The organism is Candidatus Thioglobus sp. (genome assembly GCA_028228555.1).
GTDB lineage: Bacteria > Pseudomonadota > Gammaproteobacteria > PS1 > Pseudothioglobaceae > Thioglobus_A.
The window spans coordinates 1-17,196 of record JAOJBP010000012.1; the positions used below are offsets into that span (position 1 = coordinate 1).

18 protein-coding genes, 1 tRNA gene and 1 pseudogene are annotated in these 17,196 nt (G+C 37.7%); 3 read left to right on the forward strand and 17 right to left on the reverse strand.

Translation table 11 applies throughout. The annotated features are described in order from the left end of the window. From N9Y32_06080 to N9Y32_06150, 15 genes and pseudogenes are all read right to left on the reverse strand, one after another. A partial coding sequence (locus N9Y32_06080) for a flippase (GenBank protein ID MDB2590578.1) occupies positions 1–762 on the reverse strand: 762 nt, incomplete at its 3' end. Then, positions 755–1,930 (reverse strand): nucleotide sugar dehydrogenase, encoded by a 1,176-nt coding sequence (locus tag N9Y32_06085; GenBank protein ID MDB2590579.1) that lies wholly within the window; start codon positions 1,928–1,930, stop codon positions 755–757. The genes N9Y32_06080 and N9Y32_06085, both read right to left, overlap by 8 nt. Further along, positions 1,927–2,886 (reverse strand): GDP-L-fucose synthase, encoded by a 960-nt coding sequence (locus N9Y32_06090; protein ID MDB2590580.1) that lies wholly within the window; start codon positions 2,884–2,886, stop codon positions 1,927–1,929. The genes N9Y32_06085 and N9Y32_06090 overlap by 4 nt, the downstream gene beginning before the upstream one ends. Before the next feature lie 11 nt (positions 2,887–2,897). Beyond that, positions 2,898–3,989, reverse strand: coding sequence for a GDP-mannose 4,6-dehydratase (gene gmd, locus N9Y32_06095; GenBank protein MDB2590581.1), 1,092 nt, complete (start codon positions 3,987–3,989; stop codon positions 2,898–2,900). A gap of 58 nt (positions 3,990–4,047) precedes the next feature. Beyond that, a complete protein-coding gene (locus tag N9Y32_06100; protein ID MDB2590582.1) occupies positions 4,048–5,466 on the reverse strand; it encodes a mannose-1-phosphate guanylyltransferase/mannose-6-phosphate isomerase in 1,419 nt (472 codons plus the stop codon). A gap of 119 nt (positions 5,467–5,585) precedes the next feature. Next, entirely contained in the window at positions 5,586–5,933 is a 348-nt protein-coding gene (locus N9Y32_06105; protein ID MDB2590583.1) for a type II toxin-antitoxin system PemK/MazF family toxin, read from the reverse strand. Further along, positions 5,933–6,184 carry a ribbon-helix-helix domain-containing protein gene (locus N9Y32_06110; GenBank protein ID MDB2590584.1) on the reverse strand — a complete coding sequence of 84 codons (252 nt, stop codon included), beginning with the start codon at positions 6,182–6,184 and terminating at the stop codon, positions 5,933–5,935. The genes N9Y32_06105 and N9Y32_06110 overlap by 1 nt, the downstream gene beginning before the upstream one ends. A gap of 462 nt (positions 6,185–6,646) precedes the next feature. Further along, a tRNA-Lys gene (locus tag N9Y32_06115) sits at positions 6,647–6,722 on the reverse strand. Positions 6,723–6,792: 70 nt separating this feature from the next. Further along, a pseudogene (locus tag N9Y32_06120) lies at positions 6,793–7,095 on the reverse strand (integration host factor subunit beta). A 39-nt stretch (positions 7,096–7,134) separates the two neighbouring features. After that, on the reverse strand, positions 7,135–8,829 hold the full coding sequence (rpsA, locus tag N9Y32_06125) for a 30S ribosomal protein S1 (protein ID MDB2590585.1): 1,695 nt from the start codon (positions 8,827–8,829) through the stop codon (positions 7,135–7,137). A 77-nt stretch (positions 8,830–8,906) separates the two neighbouring features. After that, complete coding sequence (gene cmk / locus N9Y32_06130; GenBank protein MDB2590586.1) at positions 8,907–9,575, reverse strand: (d)CMP kinase; 669 nt, start codon at positions 9,573–9,575, stop codon at positions 8,907–8,909. 46 nt (positions 9,576–9,621) lie between these two features. Then, a complete protein-coding gene (lysS, locus tag N9Y32_06135; GenBank protein ID MDB2590587.1) occupies positions 9,622–11,115 on the reverse strand; it encodes a lysine--tRNA ligase in 1,494 nt (497 codons plus the stop codon). Positions 11,116–11,120: 5 nt separating this feature from the next. Then, positions 11,121–11,786 (reverse strand): tetratricopeptide repeat protein, encoded by a 666-nt coding sequence (locus N9Y32_06140; GenBank protein MDB2590588.1) that lies wholly within the window; start codon positions 11,784–11,786, stop codon positions 11,121–11,123. Then, a complete protein-coding gene (locus N9Y32_06145; GenBank protein MDB2590589.1) occupies positions 11,783–12,184 on the reverse strand; it encodes a secondary thiamine-phosphate synthase enzyme YjbQ in 402 nt (133 codons plus the stop codon). Before N9Y32_06145 ends, N9Y32_06140 begins: the two co-directional genes overlap by 4 nt. Next, positions 12,181–12,648 carry a cytochrome c-type biogenesis protein CcmH gene (locus tag N9Y32_06150; GenBank protein ID MDB2590590.1) on the reverse strand — a complete coding sequence of 156 codons (468 nt, stop codon included), beginning with the start codon at positions 12,646–12,648 and terminating at the stop codon, positions 12,181–12,183. Before N9Y32_06150 ends, N9Y32_06145 begins: the two co-directional genes overlap by 4 nt. 62 nt (positions 12,649–12,710) lie before the next feature. Here N9Y32_06150 and N9Y32_06155 point away from each other — a divergent pair, with 62 nt between their 5' ends. The 3 genes from N9Y32_06155 to N9Y32_06165 are packed head-to-tail and all read left to right on the forward strand — an operon-like array spanning position 12,711 to position 15,438. Continuing rightward, complete coding sequence (locus tag N9Y32_06155) at positions 12,711–14,570, forward strand: ATP-binding cassette domain-containing protein (GenBank protein ID MDB2590591.1); 1,860 nt, start codon at positions 12,711–12,713, stop codon at positions 14,568–14,570. Further along, complete coding sequence (locus tag N9Y32_06160; protein MDB2590592.1) at positions 14,567–15,106, forward strand: hypothetical protein; 540 nt, start codon at positions 14,567–14,569, stop codon at positions 15,104–15,106. Before N9Y32_06155 ends, N9Y32_06160 begins: the two co-directional genes overlap by 4 nt. Before the next feature lie 2 nt (positions 15,107–15,108). After that, a complete protein-coding gene (locus N9Y32_06165; protein ID MDB2590593.1) occupies positions 15,109–15,438 on the forward strand; it encodes a multidrug efflux SMR transporter in 330 nt (109 codons plus the stop codon). Positions 15,439–15,444: 6 nt separating this feature from the next. Here the strand turns inward: N9Y32_06165 and N9Y32_06170 are convergent, their stop codons facing one another. Then, complete coding sequence (locus tag N9Y32_06170) at positions 15,445–15,621, reverse strand: hypothetical protein (GenBank protein MDB2590594.1); 177 nt, start codon at positions 15,619–15,621, stop codon at positions 15,445–15,447. Between the two features lie 5 nt (positions 15,622–15,626). Next, positions 15,627–17,196, reverse strand: a 1,570-nt coding sequence (gene uvrC / locus N9Y32_06175) for an excinuclease ABC subunit UvrC (GenBank protein ID MDB2590595.1), incomplete at its 5' end; no start/stop codon positions are given.

Consider the following 17,196-nt stretch of genomic DNA (forward strand, 5'->3'; position numbering starts at 1 on the left):
CACCATCTCTTTAATCATAACTTGATCAATTCTTGCTTGTATCATTAACATTCCACCACTCAAAATCAAAGGCCAACTATCTTTTAGTAAATCAATAGCAACATCCTTATGAAACTTCCATTTTGGAAGTGACAATGATTTTTTCAGATAAAAATAGATAAACCCACAAGCCAATACAAAACTATCAAAAACTATAACCATAGCAAAATATTCTAACGGGGCTTCATTCAGTATAAGTGCTACTTTTACAATACTAGTTATTAAAAGAGATATGATATTCACATAAACTACATATTTACTCATAACTTTTGATTGGAAGTAAAAATCTACAACATTAAAACTTTGAAATATCGTAGCAGATGCTATGATAAATACCAATGTATTTGTATAGCTATCATTTGATGTAAAGTTAACTGCAATAGTCAAAATACCCAGGACTCCAAAAGCCCCAATAAGTTTTAGCCAAAAAGCAGTTCCAATAAGCTCATTCTTTCTATTTTCATCTTTGACAAGTTCTCGCACGATAATTCCATCAAGTCCAAGAGTTGCAATAACTGTAAAAAGTCCTACAAAACCTTGAGCATAAGAAAAAAGTCCAAACTGCTCAGGACCCAGATAACGAGCCACCCAAATACCTACAAAAAGACCAACTACCATACGGAGTATTTTTTCTCCAAAAAGCCACGAGGTGTTTTTGAAGTACCTCATAAAGCCTTGATGGCTTTTTAATGCTTTTAGTCTTCGCATTAAAAAGTTAATCATTATTAAACAAATCTCTTGTATAAACCTTAGCTTTAACATCTTGTAATTCATCGACCATTCTATTGGCAACAATCACATCACTTATTTGCTTAAAACCCTCTAAATTATCAATTATTTTTGAGTGGAAGAATTCATTCTCACCCTGTTCTGTGAGTGCTGGCTCGTAAATAACCACTTCAACACCTTTGGCTTTAATGCGTTTCATGATACCTTGAATGCTTGATGCTCTAAAGTTATCAGAACCTGTCTTCATAATTAGTCTATGAACGCCAACAACCTTAGGTTGTTTGGCAATGATAGAGTCTGCGATAAAGTCTTTACGCATCGCATTCGCATCAACAATGGCACTAATGAGTGCATTAGGTACATCTGCATAATTGGCTTTGAGCTGTTTAGTGTCTTTTGGTAAGCAGTATCCACCATAGCCGAATGAAGGGTTGTTGTAGTGTGATCCAATTCTTGGATCAAGACCTACGCCTTCGATGATTTGTTTTGAGTTTAGATTGTGTGTTTCTGCGTATGAGTCTAACTCGTTAAAGTATGCCACTCGCATAGCTAAATAAGTATTACTAAAAAGCTTAACCGCCTCTGCCTCAGTAGAATCAGTAAATAAGACGTCTATATCTTCTTTAATAGCACCTTCTTGGAGAAGGTCTGCAAATACACGAGCTCTATCTGATTGTTCACCAACAATGATGCGTGATGGGTGCAGGTTGTCATGTAGTGCTAGACCCTCTCTTAAAAACTCTGGTGAGAAGATAATGTTATCGCAATTAAATTTCTCTTTAATACTTTGAGTGTATCCAACCGGTACGGTTGACTTGATGATCATCACTGCATTAGGATTAATATTAATAACATCTTGGATAACTGACTCAATAGAGGTGGTATTAAAATAGTTATTTTGAGTATCGTAATCAGTCGGTGTGGCGATGATGACAAAGTCAGCATTTTTGTAGGCTAATTCTTTATCTAGAGTGGCAGTAAAGTTAAGATTTTTATTAACTAGGAAATCTTCAATTTCTTTATCCACAATGGGAGAGATTTTGTTGTTAAGTTGTTCTATCTTCTCAGAGATAATATCAAGCGCAATGACTTCATGATGTTGAGATAAAAGCATGGCATTAGAAAGACCGACGTAGCCTGTGCCGGCTATCGCTATTTTCATAATTTATCCTGATTAAAATACCATTTATAGGTTTTTTTAAGGCCTTCTTCTAAATCAATACTGTATTTCCAGCCCATGTTTGATAAACGCGATACGTCAATTAGTTTGCGTGGCGAGCCATCAGGTTTGGTTGTATCAAAAGTTAAGTTACCTTTAAATCCAACAACTTCTTTCATAGTTTCTGCCATTTCTCTAATGGTTACATCTTTTCCAGTACCGACATTGATATGCGATAGCATTGGCTTTGTGTTAGCTTGGTAAGTTTGCTCATCTAATTCCAATACAAATAGGGAGGCTTCTGCCATATCATCTACATACAAAAACTCACGCATAGCTTTACCTGTACCCCACACTACTACTTCAGCATCGTTATTAACTTTTGCCTCATGAAAACGACGCATGAGTGCAGGAATAACATGTGAATTTTCCGGATGAAAGTTATCATTAATACCATAAAGGTTGGTTGGCATAACTGAACGGAAATCTGTACCGTGTTGACGGTTGTACGATTCACAGAGTTTAATGCCCGCTATTTTAGCTAGTGCATAAGGCTCATTGGTTGGTTCTAATACATCTGTAAGTAGTGCATCTTCGCACATGGGCTGCTCGACTGCTTTAGGATAAATACAAGTACTGCCTAAAAATAGTAGACGTTTAACCTTACTCTCATAAGCCGAGTTAATAATATTAGCCTCTATCATCATGTTTTGATAAATAAAATCCGCAGGATAAGTATTATTCGCATGAATGCCACCTACTTTTGCTGCGGCTAAAATAACGTAGTCTGGTTTTTCTTGTTTGAAGAAATATTGCACTTGCGCTTGATTACAAAGATCTAACTCTTTATGCGTGCGCATAAGTAGATTGGTGAAGCCTCTTGACTCTAATTGTCTAACAATGGCCGAGCCGACTAAGCCACGATGCCCTGCAATATAAATTTTATCTTTAAGATCCATGTCTAAATCAATTACTCGTTAAAGTCTGGCGCTTTAAAGCCGTGCTCTTTCACTAAAGAATCACGCTTGGCAATATTAATGTCATTTTCCATCATTTCATGCACCATCTCTTCTAAAGTGATTTTTGGCTCCCAGCCTAGTTTCTCTTTAGCTTTAGATGGATCGCCCAATAATGTTTCCACTTCTGTTGGTCGGAAATAGCGTTTTTCAACGGCTACGATTAAATTACCTGTTTCAGTATCGTAACCTTTCTCATCCATACCTTCACCTTCCCATCGGATTGTTTTGCCTAGGTGACCCCATGCGAAGTTGACGAAATCACGTACTGAATACTGTACGCCTGTGGCAATACAAAAATCATCTGGCTCATCTTGTTGTAGCATTAACCATTGCATTTCTACGTAGTCTTTGGCATGACCCCAATCGCGCTTAGCATCCATATTACCTAGGTACACAGTTTCTTGCAGGCCTAGTGAGATACGTGCTAATGCTCTGGTGATTTTGCGGGTTACGAAGGTTTCTCCACGTACTGGAGATTCGTGATTAAACAAGATGCCGTTACAAGCATACATGCCATAAGCTTCACGATAATTAATGGTTATCCAATAAGCATATAGCTTGGCTGCTGCGTAGGGAGAGCGTGGGTAAAAAGGGGTAGTCTCTTTTTGTGGGGTTTCTTGCACTTCGCCATATAGCTCTGAGGTAGAGGCTTGATAGTAGCGGGTTTTTTTCTCAAGACCTGAAATGCGAATGGCTTCTAGTACGCGTAGCGCACCTAGACCAACTGTGTCTGCTGTGTATTCAGGAGTTTCGAATGAGACTGCAACATGGGATTGTGCACCAAGGTTGTATATTTCATCAGGTTGGATTTGTTGAATGATACGTACTAAACTCATTGAATCAGACAGATCTCCATAGTGGAGTATAAGCTTACAGTTAGCTTCATGAGGGTCTTGGTATAAATGATCAATACGATCTGTGTTGAATGATGAAGAGCGGCGCTTAATGCCGTGCACTTCGTAACCCTTATCTAGTAGAAATTCTGCTAGGTAGGCGCCGTCTTGGCCTGTGATGCCGGTGATTAATGCTACTTTATTACTCATAATTAATTTCCAAAAATATTCTATAAATTTTATATGTTAGTTGATTTTAATCTATTGTTTAATTTTTAATACGCCCATACATATCTTCAAATCTAATTATATCATCTTCACCTAAATAAGCGCCACTTTGAACTTCAATAATTTCTAGTGGCTCATTGGTTGCATTCTCCAGGCCATGGGTAACGCCTAGTGGGATATAGGTAGATTCGCCTTTGTTAAGATTGAATGTTTGCTCGCCATTAATGACTGTGGCTGTGCCACTCACCACCACCCAATGCTCTGCACGCTTATGGTGCATTTGTAATGAGAGCTTAGCACCAGGTTTAACGTGTAATCTTTTTACTTGGAAGTGTTCACCCGATTCAATAGAGTCATACCAGCCCCAAGGGCGATAAACTTTACGGTGTGCACTGCTCTCACACCGGCCACTGGCTTGTAAGGATTCAACAATACTCTTTACTTCTTGAGCTTTGTCTTGGGTGGCAATAAAGGTGGCATCAGGCGTGTCTATAATAATTAGATTGTCTACACCTATGGCTGCGACCATATGATGATCAGCATTAATGTAAGTATTAGTAGTACCTTGAGTGATGACATCACCTTTGATAACATTACCTTGACTATCTTTTGTACCGATATCATATAGTGCTGGCCAAGCGCCAATATCGTTCCATTGTGCATCCAGTGGCACAACTACAACATTGTTGGATTTTTCCATAAGAGCGTAGTCAATAGAATCAGATGGAGATGACTCAAAGGCTTGTTTTTCTAGACGAATAAAGTCTAGGTCTTGTACGGCATTATTAACAGCGTTATTAACTGATGTAACAATATCAGGTGAGTGCGTTGTAAGCTCGTTAATAAAGGTATGTGCCTGAAACATGAACATGCCAGAGTTCCATAGATAACTACCCTGCTCTAAGTAAACTTCTGCAGTTTTTAAATCTGGCTTTTCAACAAATTCTTCAACTTTGTATGCGCCATTATTATTCTCTTCTGATGATTTAATATAGCCATAGCCAGTATTTGCATCCGTTGGCACAATTCCAAAAGTGGCTAACTTGCCACTTTGTGCTTGTTGGCTTGCTATATCAATTGCTTTATGAAAAGCATCAACATCTTGAATGACATGATCGGCCGATAAAATTAGTAGTGTCGAATCCTCTGAGTCTCTTAATGATTGTAGTGCTGCAGCAGCTATTGCAGGTGCTGTATTTCTGCCAACAGGCTCCAATAATATTGTTGGATTTTTAATACCAATTTGTTGACACTGCTCAGCCACTAAGAAACGATGATCGGAATTACAAACAATAATCGGATCTGCAAGGTTATCTAAACCATTTAAGCGCAGAATAGTTTCTTGAAGCATGGTGTTATCACCCGCTAAAGGCAAATATTGCTTAGGGTATTGCTTGCGTGATAATGGCCAAAGGCGTGTACCTGAGCCACCTGAAAGAATAACGGGAATTACTTGCATTTAAGATCCATAATTAATAATTTAGTAAATAACATTTTTAATAATTAGCTATATTTGTCAAGATTTATTAAAGATGATAATGGCTATTATCAAATATAAAGGCATTGAAATTTTGCTGACTAATCATTAAATCCCAATATCCAGCTAAGCTTTTCTTCAATTTCTTGCATTTTATTTTGGCTGAGCCTAGTTAATAATTCTGATGTAATTTTACGAGTGTCAATTGCTCGAATATAATCACAAATAATATCTGAATCCTGATTAAGCTGGCCATTTTTTAGCACCCGAACACGAAGAAAGGTGTTATCTTTTAAAAGTGTTGTTAATGGTAGAATGTTAACCGTTGTATGATTAATGCTATTCAACGAATCAGACTGAATGATTAAAACTGGACGAATTTTACCAATTTCAGTACCCTTGGAAGGGTTAAGATTGGCTAGATAAACGCCACCTCTAACAAGATCCATCAATCTTTCCAAGAATCCAAAAGATGCCCATCATCTAAAGAATCAAAAACTTCAAGTAGCGCTTTATCCATCCCTCTAGTTTCAAGTGAAGACGCTTGCATTTTCTTAACCATTTTTTTATCTTTTAATTGCTTTTGATACATCTGAATTGCCTTGCGTATTAGTGCACTTTTTGAAAGATTCTGATCGGATGCCATTTTACCAATTTGATCAAAAAAATCATCTTGAGTTTTTAAAGTAATCGTCTTCATAATATTTTTTGTAATTAAAAAAGTAATCCTATTGTAATACTTCTTAGGTCATTTAGGTTGATTTTTTCCACTTTAAGCTTTCATTTTTAACTGTCCGATATTATCGTACACTTCACTACCCTCTTGTTTTAGCTTGAATTTTAGATCAGACCAGCATCTTCTAGGATTAATCGTACAACGGCTACCGCACTGCAAACCCTTAAATGTTGGTTATCAGTAACAATAAATATAAAAGGGTTATTTTAGACTAATATTCATGCAAAAAAAAAAAGCGTTTTTAAATAGTTTAATTTGGCTTATATTAATATTTAAGGGTAAATAGTCGTAAACATTAAGCAGCCGAAGTCGCACGTAGGCGACTATTTCGGCTGCTTAATGTTTTTAACATCTACCACTAAAATAAATTGTCGGCTTTTTGACAGACGAAAAAAAAGGACCTCCTTCGGAAGTCCTTATAGAATATGGTGGGGCGTGAGCGATTTGAACGCTCGACCAGCGGATTAAAAGTCCGATGCTCTACCAACTGAGCTAACGCCCCATATTAGTTTTTCAACACTCAGTGCGAAAAGTGAAATTATACATTATCTCTATTTAAAAACAATCAAAAATCAGCCTTTATTTACTATTTCTTTCAAGGATTTCCCTGGCTTAAAAAATGGTACGTATTTTTCATCTACCTGTGTTCTTTCACTGGTTTTTGGATTGATACCTTGACGTGCTTTTCGATGTTTTTTTAAAAATCCACCAAATCCTCTAATCTCAACACCCTCGCCCGATACAATAGATTGAGTAATGCTCTCTATGATCAAATCAACTGCTAATTTAACATCAGACTTAGGTAAGCTGGTATTTTCTGTTAAGTTTTGAACTAGGTCGGTTTTCTTCATAATTTCACCATAAAAAAAGGCCGCTTTGTATTCCTACTCAGCGGCCTTTTTAATCATCGAGATTTACTTATCTTTTGCTTGCTTAAGTAAGTCACCTAATGTTGAGCCTGCTACTTCATCAGAAGACTGCTTATTGTAGTCTGCCATAGCTGCTTGCTCTTCAACTGAGTTCTTAGCTTTAACACTAACAGAAACATTGCGAGATCTTCTATCAACATTCATAATTACAACTTCAATTTCTTGACCTGTTTTTAGGACTGTTGTAGCATCTTCAACGCGCTCTTGTGAAATTTCACCCGCTTTTAAGTAACCAGTAATATCTTCAGCTAAGCTGATAACTGCACCACGTGGATCAACTTCCATGATAGTACCTTTAACGATAGTACCTTTCTTGTTAGCAGATGCATATTGCATAAAGTCATCTTCAGCTAATTGCTTAATACCTAATGAAATACGTTCTTTCTCAGCATCGATATTTAGAATAACAACTTCTAATTCTTGACCTTTAGAGTAGCTTGATACTAATTCTTCAGCAGATTGCTTATCCCAAGAGATATCAGCTAAGTGAATTAGGCCGTCAATACCGCCTTGTAAACCAACAAATAAACCGAAGTCAGTGATTGACTTAACATTAACGATAATCTTGTCGCCTTTGTTTTGAGTTGCTTCAAATGCTTCCCAAGGGTTTTCTAATGCTTGCTTCATTGATAATGAAATACGGTGCTTAGATTCTTGTACATCTAAGATAACGACATCAACTTCTTGACCTAGTTTAACAATCTTAGAAGGACGAGCGTTTGCGTTTGTCCAATCCATTTCTGAAACGTGAACCAAACCTTCAACGCCGTCTTCAATACGTACAAATGCTCCGTAGTCAGTAAGATTAGAAACAGTACCTGTAACTTTCTTACCAATTGGTAAGCGATCTGAAATACTATCCCAAGGACTAGCAGAAAGCTGCTTAAGGCCTAATGATACGCGCATCTTCTCTTTATCGTAGTTAAGAACCTTAACCTTGATCTTGTCGCCAATTGTTAGCTTCTCAGATGGGTGGTTAACACGCGTCCAAGAGATATCTGTAATATGTAGTAAACCATCAACGCCACCAAGATCAACAAATGCACCGTAGTCAGCCAAGTTTTTGACGATACCGTCAATTTCTTTGCCTTCTTCAAGTGTTTCAAGTAATGCTTCGCGATCTGCTGAGTTAGCTTCCTGCATAACTGCTTTTCTAGAAATAACGATGTTGTTTCTAACTTCGTCCATTTTGATAACGATTGCTTCAATTTCTTGACCTGTCAGGTAAGAGAAATCTTTAACTGGGCGAACATCAACTAATGAGCCAGGTAAGAATGCCTTAACAAGGCCAATATCAACAGTCAAACCACCTTTAACAGCGCCAGTTACAATACCAGTAACTGTTTCTTTAGAATTCATTGCTGTTTCTAAAGACTTCCAAAGCTTGATACGTTTAGCATCAGCGTATGACAACAGTGTATTACCCAGGCCATCGTCGATTGATTTAAGAGCGACTTCTACAATATCGCCTTCTGCAACCTCAATTTCACCTTTTGGATTTTTAAATTCGTCTAGAGAGATAAATCCCTCTGATTTTAGTCCAACGTTTACAATCGCTTTTTCGCGATTAAGACTAATTACAGTACCCATTAATAAGGCACCTACTTTTACGTTTTGTTGTTCTACGCTATTTTCAAACAGCTCAGCAAATGATTCTGACATATTTTCTTCTTTTGATATTGACCGGTAATTCTTTAGGCTATTTACGGTTTACGCCTAATGCATATCGGGTTAGTTTATTTATAAAGCTTAACCGCTTAAGCTTTAACCAATTCGCTCACTTGAGCGATTACCTCTCTCAATGATAACTCAGTGGTATCAATGATGAGAGCATCTTTTGCAGGTTTTAAAGGAGCATGCTTGCGCGAACTATCTCGCGCATCTCGCGCCTCAACCTCTGCTAAGATTTGCGACATTATACCCTTATGACCTTGTGCTTGCAATTGTTTTAAGCGCCTATTAGCACGCTCTTCACTATCTGCAGTTAGGTAAACTTTAAAGGCGGCTTCTTTAAAAACTACCGTGCCCATATCGCGACCATCAGCCACCAAGCCAGGTAGTGTAGCAAAGTCTTGTTGACGCTTTAGTAAGGCACTACGCACAACACCAATTGAAGCAATTTTTGATGCCATTTCGCCCGTTGCTTCTAATCGCAATTCTTTAGAAACATCTTGTCCATCAAGATAAACACTCACTAATTCACTATTTGCTTGAGTTTTAAACGCTAAATCTAGATGGGTGGCTATTTTTACCAAGGCTGGTTCATCACTAATATCAACACTTCTACTTTCTACAGCCAAAGCAAAGGCGCGATATATAGCACCTGAGTCAAGTAGATTCCAGCCTAGTTGTTGTGCTATAACTCGCGCAACAGTGCCTTTACCAACGCCACTTGGGCCGTCAATGGTTAGAACAGGTGCACTCATTTAGCTTCAGGGCACAGCCCAAGACTACTTACTCGATAAAAATACATCATATTTTTACCTCAGGTCGCATATGCGGGAACAATAAAACATCTCGAATCGATGGTGAATCTGTAAATAGCATCACTAATCGATCGATGCCGATACCTTCGCCTGCTGTTGGCGGCATGCCGTATTCTAGTGCACGAATATAGTCTGAATCATAGTGCATGGCTTCGTCATCACCAGCATCTTTTTCAGCCACTTGTGCTTTAAAGCGCTCAGCTTGATCTTGTGCATCATTAAGCTCAGAAAAGCCATTAGCAATTTCACGTCCACCAATAAACAACTCGAAGCGATCAGTGATAAATGGATTGTCGTCATTGCGCCTTGCAAGTGGTGAAACTTCAGTAGGATATTGGGTAATAAATGTCGGCTGCATGAGCCTTTCTTCAACCGTTTTTTCAAATATTTCGATTTGAATTTTGCCCAAACCCCAGCCGTCTTTAACCTGAATGCCTAATTTTTCAGCAGTGGCTTTAGCATTGCCCTCATTTAAATCTTCAGGCTTAAAGGTTGGATTGTGTGCAAGAATTGAATCAAACACGCTGATACGATTAAATGACTTCGAAAAATCAAAGTCATCGCCCTGATAATGAATTGTGTCACTGCCACAAACGTCCATAGCAATTCCGCGAAATAGCTTTTCAGTCAGATCCATAAGATCATGATAAGTAGCATAAGCTTGGTAAAACTCAATCATGGTAAATTCTGGATTATGGCGAGTTGATAAACCTTCATTTCTAAAATTACGATTAATTTCAAACACCCTATCCATGCCACCAACCACCAAACGCTTTAAGTATAGCTCAGGTGCAATGCGTAAAAACATCGGCATATCTAGTGCATTGTGGTGCGTCTCAAACGGTTTGGCAGTAGCGCCACCAGGGATAGTTTGTAACATGGGTGTTTCAACTTCCATGAAATCTGCTTCATTAAAGAAATTACGAATGTAAGTCACAATTGCACTTCGGCGCTTAAAAGCATCCCTTGCTTGCTCATTGGTAATTAAATCTACATAACGCTGACGATATCTGGTTTCTTGATCAGATAAGCCGTGAAATTTTTCAGGCAATGGTCTTAATGATTTTGTCAGTAGCTTGATACTATCAACACGAACTGAAAGCTCGCCTACGTTGGTTTTAAACAAAGTACCCGTTGTTGCTAAAATGTCACCAATATCCCATTTTTTAAATTGTTCGTTGTAAAAGCCTTCGGGCAATTCGTCGCGAGTGACAAATATTTGGATGCTCCCGCTAGAGTCTTGAATAGAGGCGAAACTTGCTTTACCCATGACACGCTTAAGCATCATGCGGCCTGCAATCGAAACTTTGATAAATTTCTCTTCTAGATCTTCTTTAGAAAATTGATTGTACTCATCGGCTAGATTTTGTGCCAAATGCTCAGGTTTAAAATCATTGACAAATGGATTGCCTGATTTTCTTAATAGATCTAGTTTTGATTTTCTTTCAGAAATTAACTTGTTATCGTCTTGATTGCTCATAAGGTTTATTGGGGTGTTTTTTGCTCTAATTCTTGTTGTGCAAGTGATTTGGCTTTGGTTAAATCCTGCTCTGCTTGGGTTATTTTGCCCATACGCTTTAGTAAAGTGCCACGATTATAATAGGCTTGATAAAAATTTGCATCCAATTCAATGGCTTTATTTAAGTCGTACAGTGCTAAATCATCTTTAGCGGCTTTAATATAGGCATTTCCACGATTATAAATAGCTGCTATATAATCTGCATCTAAACTAATTGCCTGTGAATAAGCGTTAATAGCTTGATCACTTTGCTCTAGACGATCATAACAATTACCTAGATTATTAAAAGCACCGCTATCGGTTTTTTTGAGTGCGATGGCTTGTTCAAAATATTCAACTGCAGAGCTAAAATTTTCTTTTTCTTGTTCTAAATAGGCCAGGCAAAAATAAGCCTCAGCACTATTTGGGTTAGCTTTAATGGCATTCGACATACTTTCAATTGCTAAATCATTATTGCCTTGCAATTGATGAAGATTTCCCAAGCTAAGATGTGCGTTAGCTTTAAGAGCTTCATCTGCATCTGTATGATTAATCAGTCCATTCCATGCTTGAATAGCCAATGAAAGATCACCATTTTTCTGGTGTGTGTAGGCGCTAACCATTAAATCACTTAGTTGTTTTTCTGTATTCATATTAAGCTGATGATTAATTTTCTAGCATTATTATTAGCGTGATGCTCATATAAATATAATCCTTGAAATTTTCCCAAAGCAAGAGATCCCTGAACTATAGGAATGGTTTTCTGCTCGCCTGTAAATATTGAGCGAATATGGCCAGACATATCAAAATCGCCCTCACCAAAATGACGATAATCTGGGCTAGCATCAGGAATATACTTTTGAAAATAATCTTCAATATCTAGCAACAAATTAGCGTCTTCATTGCCCGTGATCATTAGTGATGCTGATGTATGAGCAACAAACACATGGCACAATTGAGACTTAGTGGATTTAATCAGCTCATTTATCTGGGCGGTAATATCAACAGCGCCACGACCATTGGTCGTAACAATTAACTCATGTTGACTCACTTTAATAAATCCTTAGCTTTTTTTGTGTCAACCACTTCAATGTCCTTAGCGGGTTTTTTGCCCAGGGTCTTAATAAAGAAAAACATTCCAAGTGCTAAAAATACAAATGGTGCATACCATAACAAATATGTATTTTTATTTATTGGCGGTTTAAATACTACAAAATCGCCATAGCGATCTGTCATATATTTGCGAATGTTGTCATCTGTTTGATTGTCAACAATAAGTTCACGTACTTTTTCACGCAAATCTTTGGCAAGTCCGGCATTTGAGCCGCCAATACTTTGCCCTTGGCAAACTGGACAGCGAATTTCATCAACTAAACTGCGATACCTTTGCTGATGCACCTCATTAGTAAGGTTATTTGCCTCGATACTTTCAGCGTAAACAGGCTGAAATGTCAACAACATAATACACAGGCTAACTCTTTTAAATAGAGCCGTTGTTTGGGTAAAATTTCGCATACGCTATTCATGAACGATAAAACCTCGATTTTACACTTTCCAAGGAAAATAAAAGAAGCACCATGCCATTAATTACACTTGACAATATTTCTTTAAGTTTTTCAGACAAGCCTATTCTTAACGAGGTAAGCTCAACAATCCTTAAAGGTGACAAAATCGCACTAATTGGTCGAAATGGTGAAGGAAAATCCACCTTTATGCGTATTTTGGCTGGCTCGATTGAGCCAGATGATGGCAAGCTTAAAATTAAAAATGGCATAAAAATAAGCTATTTAGAGCAAACACCGCCTGAAGATAACGACAAAACTCTTTTCAATATTGTCTCTGAAGGCTTGGGGGATGTTGGTGATACGATTGCCAAATATCAGCATTTCATTAATTTGGGTGAAGTTGATAAGGCTGGTGACTTTCAACAGAAAATTGACCAGCTCGATGGCTGGCAATACTTACACAAAATCGAGGCTATTCTTAATCGATTTTCACTAAATCCGCAAACCTCGCTTGCCACTTTATCAGGCGGCTGGAGGCGACGAGTGATGTTGGCGCGTGCCTTGATTCAAGAGCCTGATGTACTATTACTAGACGAGCCAACAAACCATATGGACATTACTGCCATTTTGGACTTGGAACGCATGCTAAAGGAATATCATGGAACCTTGGTAATTATTAGCCATGACCGCTCATTTATTGCCGGCATTGTAAATAAAGTGTTTGACCTAGATCGAGGACATTTAAGTGTCTTTGAATGTGACTATAAAGCTTACGTTAAACGTAAAGATGAGCAGCTACATGCAGAAGAAATTGCGAATGCTCGCTTTGATAAAAAACTAGCCCAAGAAGAAGTTTGGATTCGCCAAGGTATTAAAGCCCGCCGTACCCGAAATGAAGGTAGGGTTCGGTCTTTAGAGTCTATGCGAAAATCTTTTACTGATCGTCGTGCGAAAAAAGGTAATGTCAAAATTCATGCTTTAGAAGATGAAAATAGAGCCTCTAAGGTTGTATTTGAGGTGAAAAAAATCTCCTATGAAATAGCAGGCTTGGAGCTGGTTAAAGACTTTTCAATGTTGGTTCTCAAAGGAGAGAAAATTGGCATCATTGGTGGCAATGGTAGTGGTAAATCTACATTTATCAAACTCCTACTTGACGAGTTGCATCCAACTAAGGGCACGATACGCCGTTCTAAAACCATTCAACTCGCCTATTTTGACCAAATGCGAGACAACCTTGATCCAAACATGAAAGCCATGGATTTTGTCTCTGGCGGTCGTGAACATATTGAAATTGGCGGAAAGAGCAAACATATTATTGGCTATTTACGTCAATTTTTGTTCACTGGAAAGCAGGCAATGGCACCTATTAGAATGTTTTCTGGTGGTGAAAAAAATCGACTCATGCTTGCTAAAATTTTGTCTCAACCTGCTAATTTACTAGTGCTCGATGAGCCTACAAATGATTTGGATGTGGAAACGTTAGAGCTTTTAGAAGAGATGTTAGTTGATTACAATGGTACTTTAATTTTAATCTCTCATGATAGAACTTTTTTAAACAATGTGGTTGGCTCAACAGTTGTTCTAGATGGTGATGGTGTTATTAATCAATATGCTGGTGGCTATGATGATTATCTTAGCCAAAAGCAAGATAAGGTTGAAGCTCAAAAAACAAAGCCCGGTTCCAAACCAAAGCCAACTTCTGAAAAAGTAGCTGGCACTAATAACAAAAAACTCACTTATAAGCAACAACAAGCGCTTAAAAAATTACCTGGAAAAATTGAGAAAGCTGAAATAGAAATTGGCGAGATCCAAATGCAGCTTTCAGATCCAGAATTTTTCCAAACAGATGAATCACAAGATGCACTGATTCGCCTAGCCAGATTAGAAGCTGACTTAAGCCGTTATTTTGAAAAATGGGAAGAACTTGAATGAGTAAAAATATCCCACTTATTGTTGATTTAGATCATACGTTAATCAACACCGACTTACTTTTTGAATCTTCCAAAGGTGTTCTGAGGCAACAACCTTGGCTAATTTTCTTGTATCCATTTTGGTTTTTTCAAGGCAAGGGCTATTTAAAAGACCAATTGGTAAGACGCTTTACAATGGATGTTTCTACTTTGCCTTATATTCAAGATACTATTGATTATATTAATGAGCGAAAGAAACAAGGCTCAACCATTATTCTTGCAACTGCCTCTCACAAAGATTATGCCTTTGCTGTTGCTAAGTATATTGGCTTATTTGACGATGTTATGGCAAGCAATGCGGACTTCAACCTATCTTCACACAACAAAGCAGATAAGCTTGTAGAGAGATTTGGCCATAAAGGGTTTGATTATATGGGTGATCATATGCGTGATATGCCTGTTTGGGAGGCGTCAAATTTATCAATTTTAGTGAATGTTACTGATAAGATTATTAATCGCACTGAGCATTTAAATACGCTACTTATTTCTAGGAAATAATCATGATTCAAGCCTGGATATTCTTAATATTGGCCATCGTCTTAGAGGTTGCCGGCACAACTGCTATGAAGTTCTCAGATGGCTTTAGCAAGCTACTACCCTCAGTATTGATCTTTGTTTGTTATGCCTTGTCTTTTGTTGCCCTAACTTTTGCCTTGAAAAAATTTGAAATGGGTATTGCCTATGCAATTTGGGCGGGCATTGGGACAGTGCTAATTACTGTTATTGGTATTATGTATTTCGAAGAGTCTTCTAATTTGCTAAAATTTTTTAGTATTCTTTTGATTATGATTGGCGTTATTGGCTTACACTTAAGTGGCAATAATTCCTAGCAATCTCTAGCTTTCTAGTACGTAAGACAAGCTACCTAATAATAAATAAATGATAGTGGTAACTACAAGAGTTGCAGCGATCACGCGTGCCATCTTTAAGTTTTTTCCCAAGACTTTATTGCTAACGAACCATACGCAGTAACCAATAACAAAAGCAATAATTAAAAGACGAATTAGAAACATGAGATCTACCTAGATGAATTAAGTGTTTCAACTATTTTAGTCGCTAATGCTAAGTTAATACCATTGACTTTCTGAATTTCACCAATCGAGGCTTGTTTTAACTCTTCAAGCCCGCCAAAATAATTAAGCAATGCAGAGCGCCTAAGCTTACCAACTCCCTTAATTGACTCCAGAGGAGAGATGGTTCGATTTTTAGAGCGCTTAAGGCGGTGATTTTTAATTGCAAAACGATGCGATTCATCTCGAATATGATTAACCAGCATGAGAGCTGGATCTTGAGGTGCTAAGTTAATCTTGTTTACTTGGCCATTATCAACCGTGATTAGAGTTTCCAGTCCTGCTTTACGGTTTTCACCCTTAGCAACACCTACTAGCTGGATCTCATCAATACCGATAGAATCCATCACCATAATTGCTTGGTTAAGCTGGCCTAGGCCGCCGTCAATAAACACCAAATCAGGCAACGGCTGATTATCTTTTAACAATTTTGAATAACGCCTATAAACCACTTGATTCATTGCAGCATAATCATCGCCTGGGGTAATATTTTTAATATCAAACTGGCGATATTTACTTACCTTTGGCACGCCCTTTTCAAATACAACACATGATGCTGTGGTTGCCTCACCCATCATATGACTAATATCAAAACACTCCATATATTCGGGTAATTTTTTTAAATTTAAAACACTTTGTAAATGAACCAAAGTTGATTTTTTTCTAAATCTGGCCAATAAGTTCTGATTAAGATTTTCTTTAACCGTTAAATTAGCAATTGACAAATAGTGCTTTTTATCTTTACTTGGTGTGTCAATAACATGAGTATTAAGCGCAGTTGAAATTATTTTCTTATCTAATAATTTATGGCTTACGAGTAATTGTTTGGGTGTGTCTTTACCCAGATAATACAAGGGCAAAAAAGCACATAAAACTACTTCAACTGATTGATGATTTGAATTTTTGGGCAGAATAAACTCCTGCCCTACTTGCTTACCTGAACGAATAAATAGCACCTCAATAGCATTGACGCCATCTTGCTGAAAAGCAGAGATCACATCCATATCGGCTGTTGAGCTTGAAGAATGCTGCTCTTGGATTTTTCTTAAATCAATGAGTTGGTCACGCAAGCGAGCGGCTAGCTCAAATTCTTGATTAATCGAAGCCGTTTGCATTTTTTTCGAAATTTTCTCTAAGGTTTGCTTACCCTTTCCCCCTAGAAATAAAGACATCATCTTGACATCTTGCTGATAATCTTCATCATCAATATGTCCAACACAAGGCGCACTGCACAAGCCGATTTGATACTCCAAACAGGCTCTTGATCTAGATCGATAAGTGGCGTTAGTGCACTGTCTAACTTTGAATATTTTCTTTAATAGATTTAAAGAGTCTCGCACCACATGAGCTGATGGATACGGTCCAAAATACTGGTTTTTTTGTTGTTTTGCGCCTCTAAAAAAACTTACTCTTGGATGTTTGTCGTTGCTAATAGCGATATAAGGGTAGCTCTTTGAATCTTTGAGCAAGATATTGTATCTTGGCATGTGTTGCTTAATAAGTTCTGCTTCGAGTAGT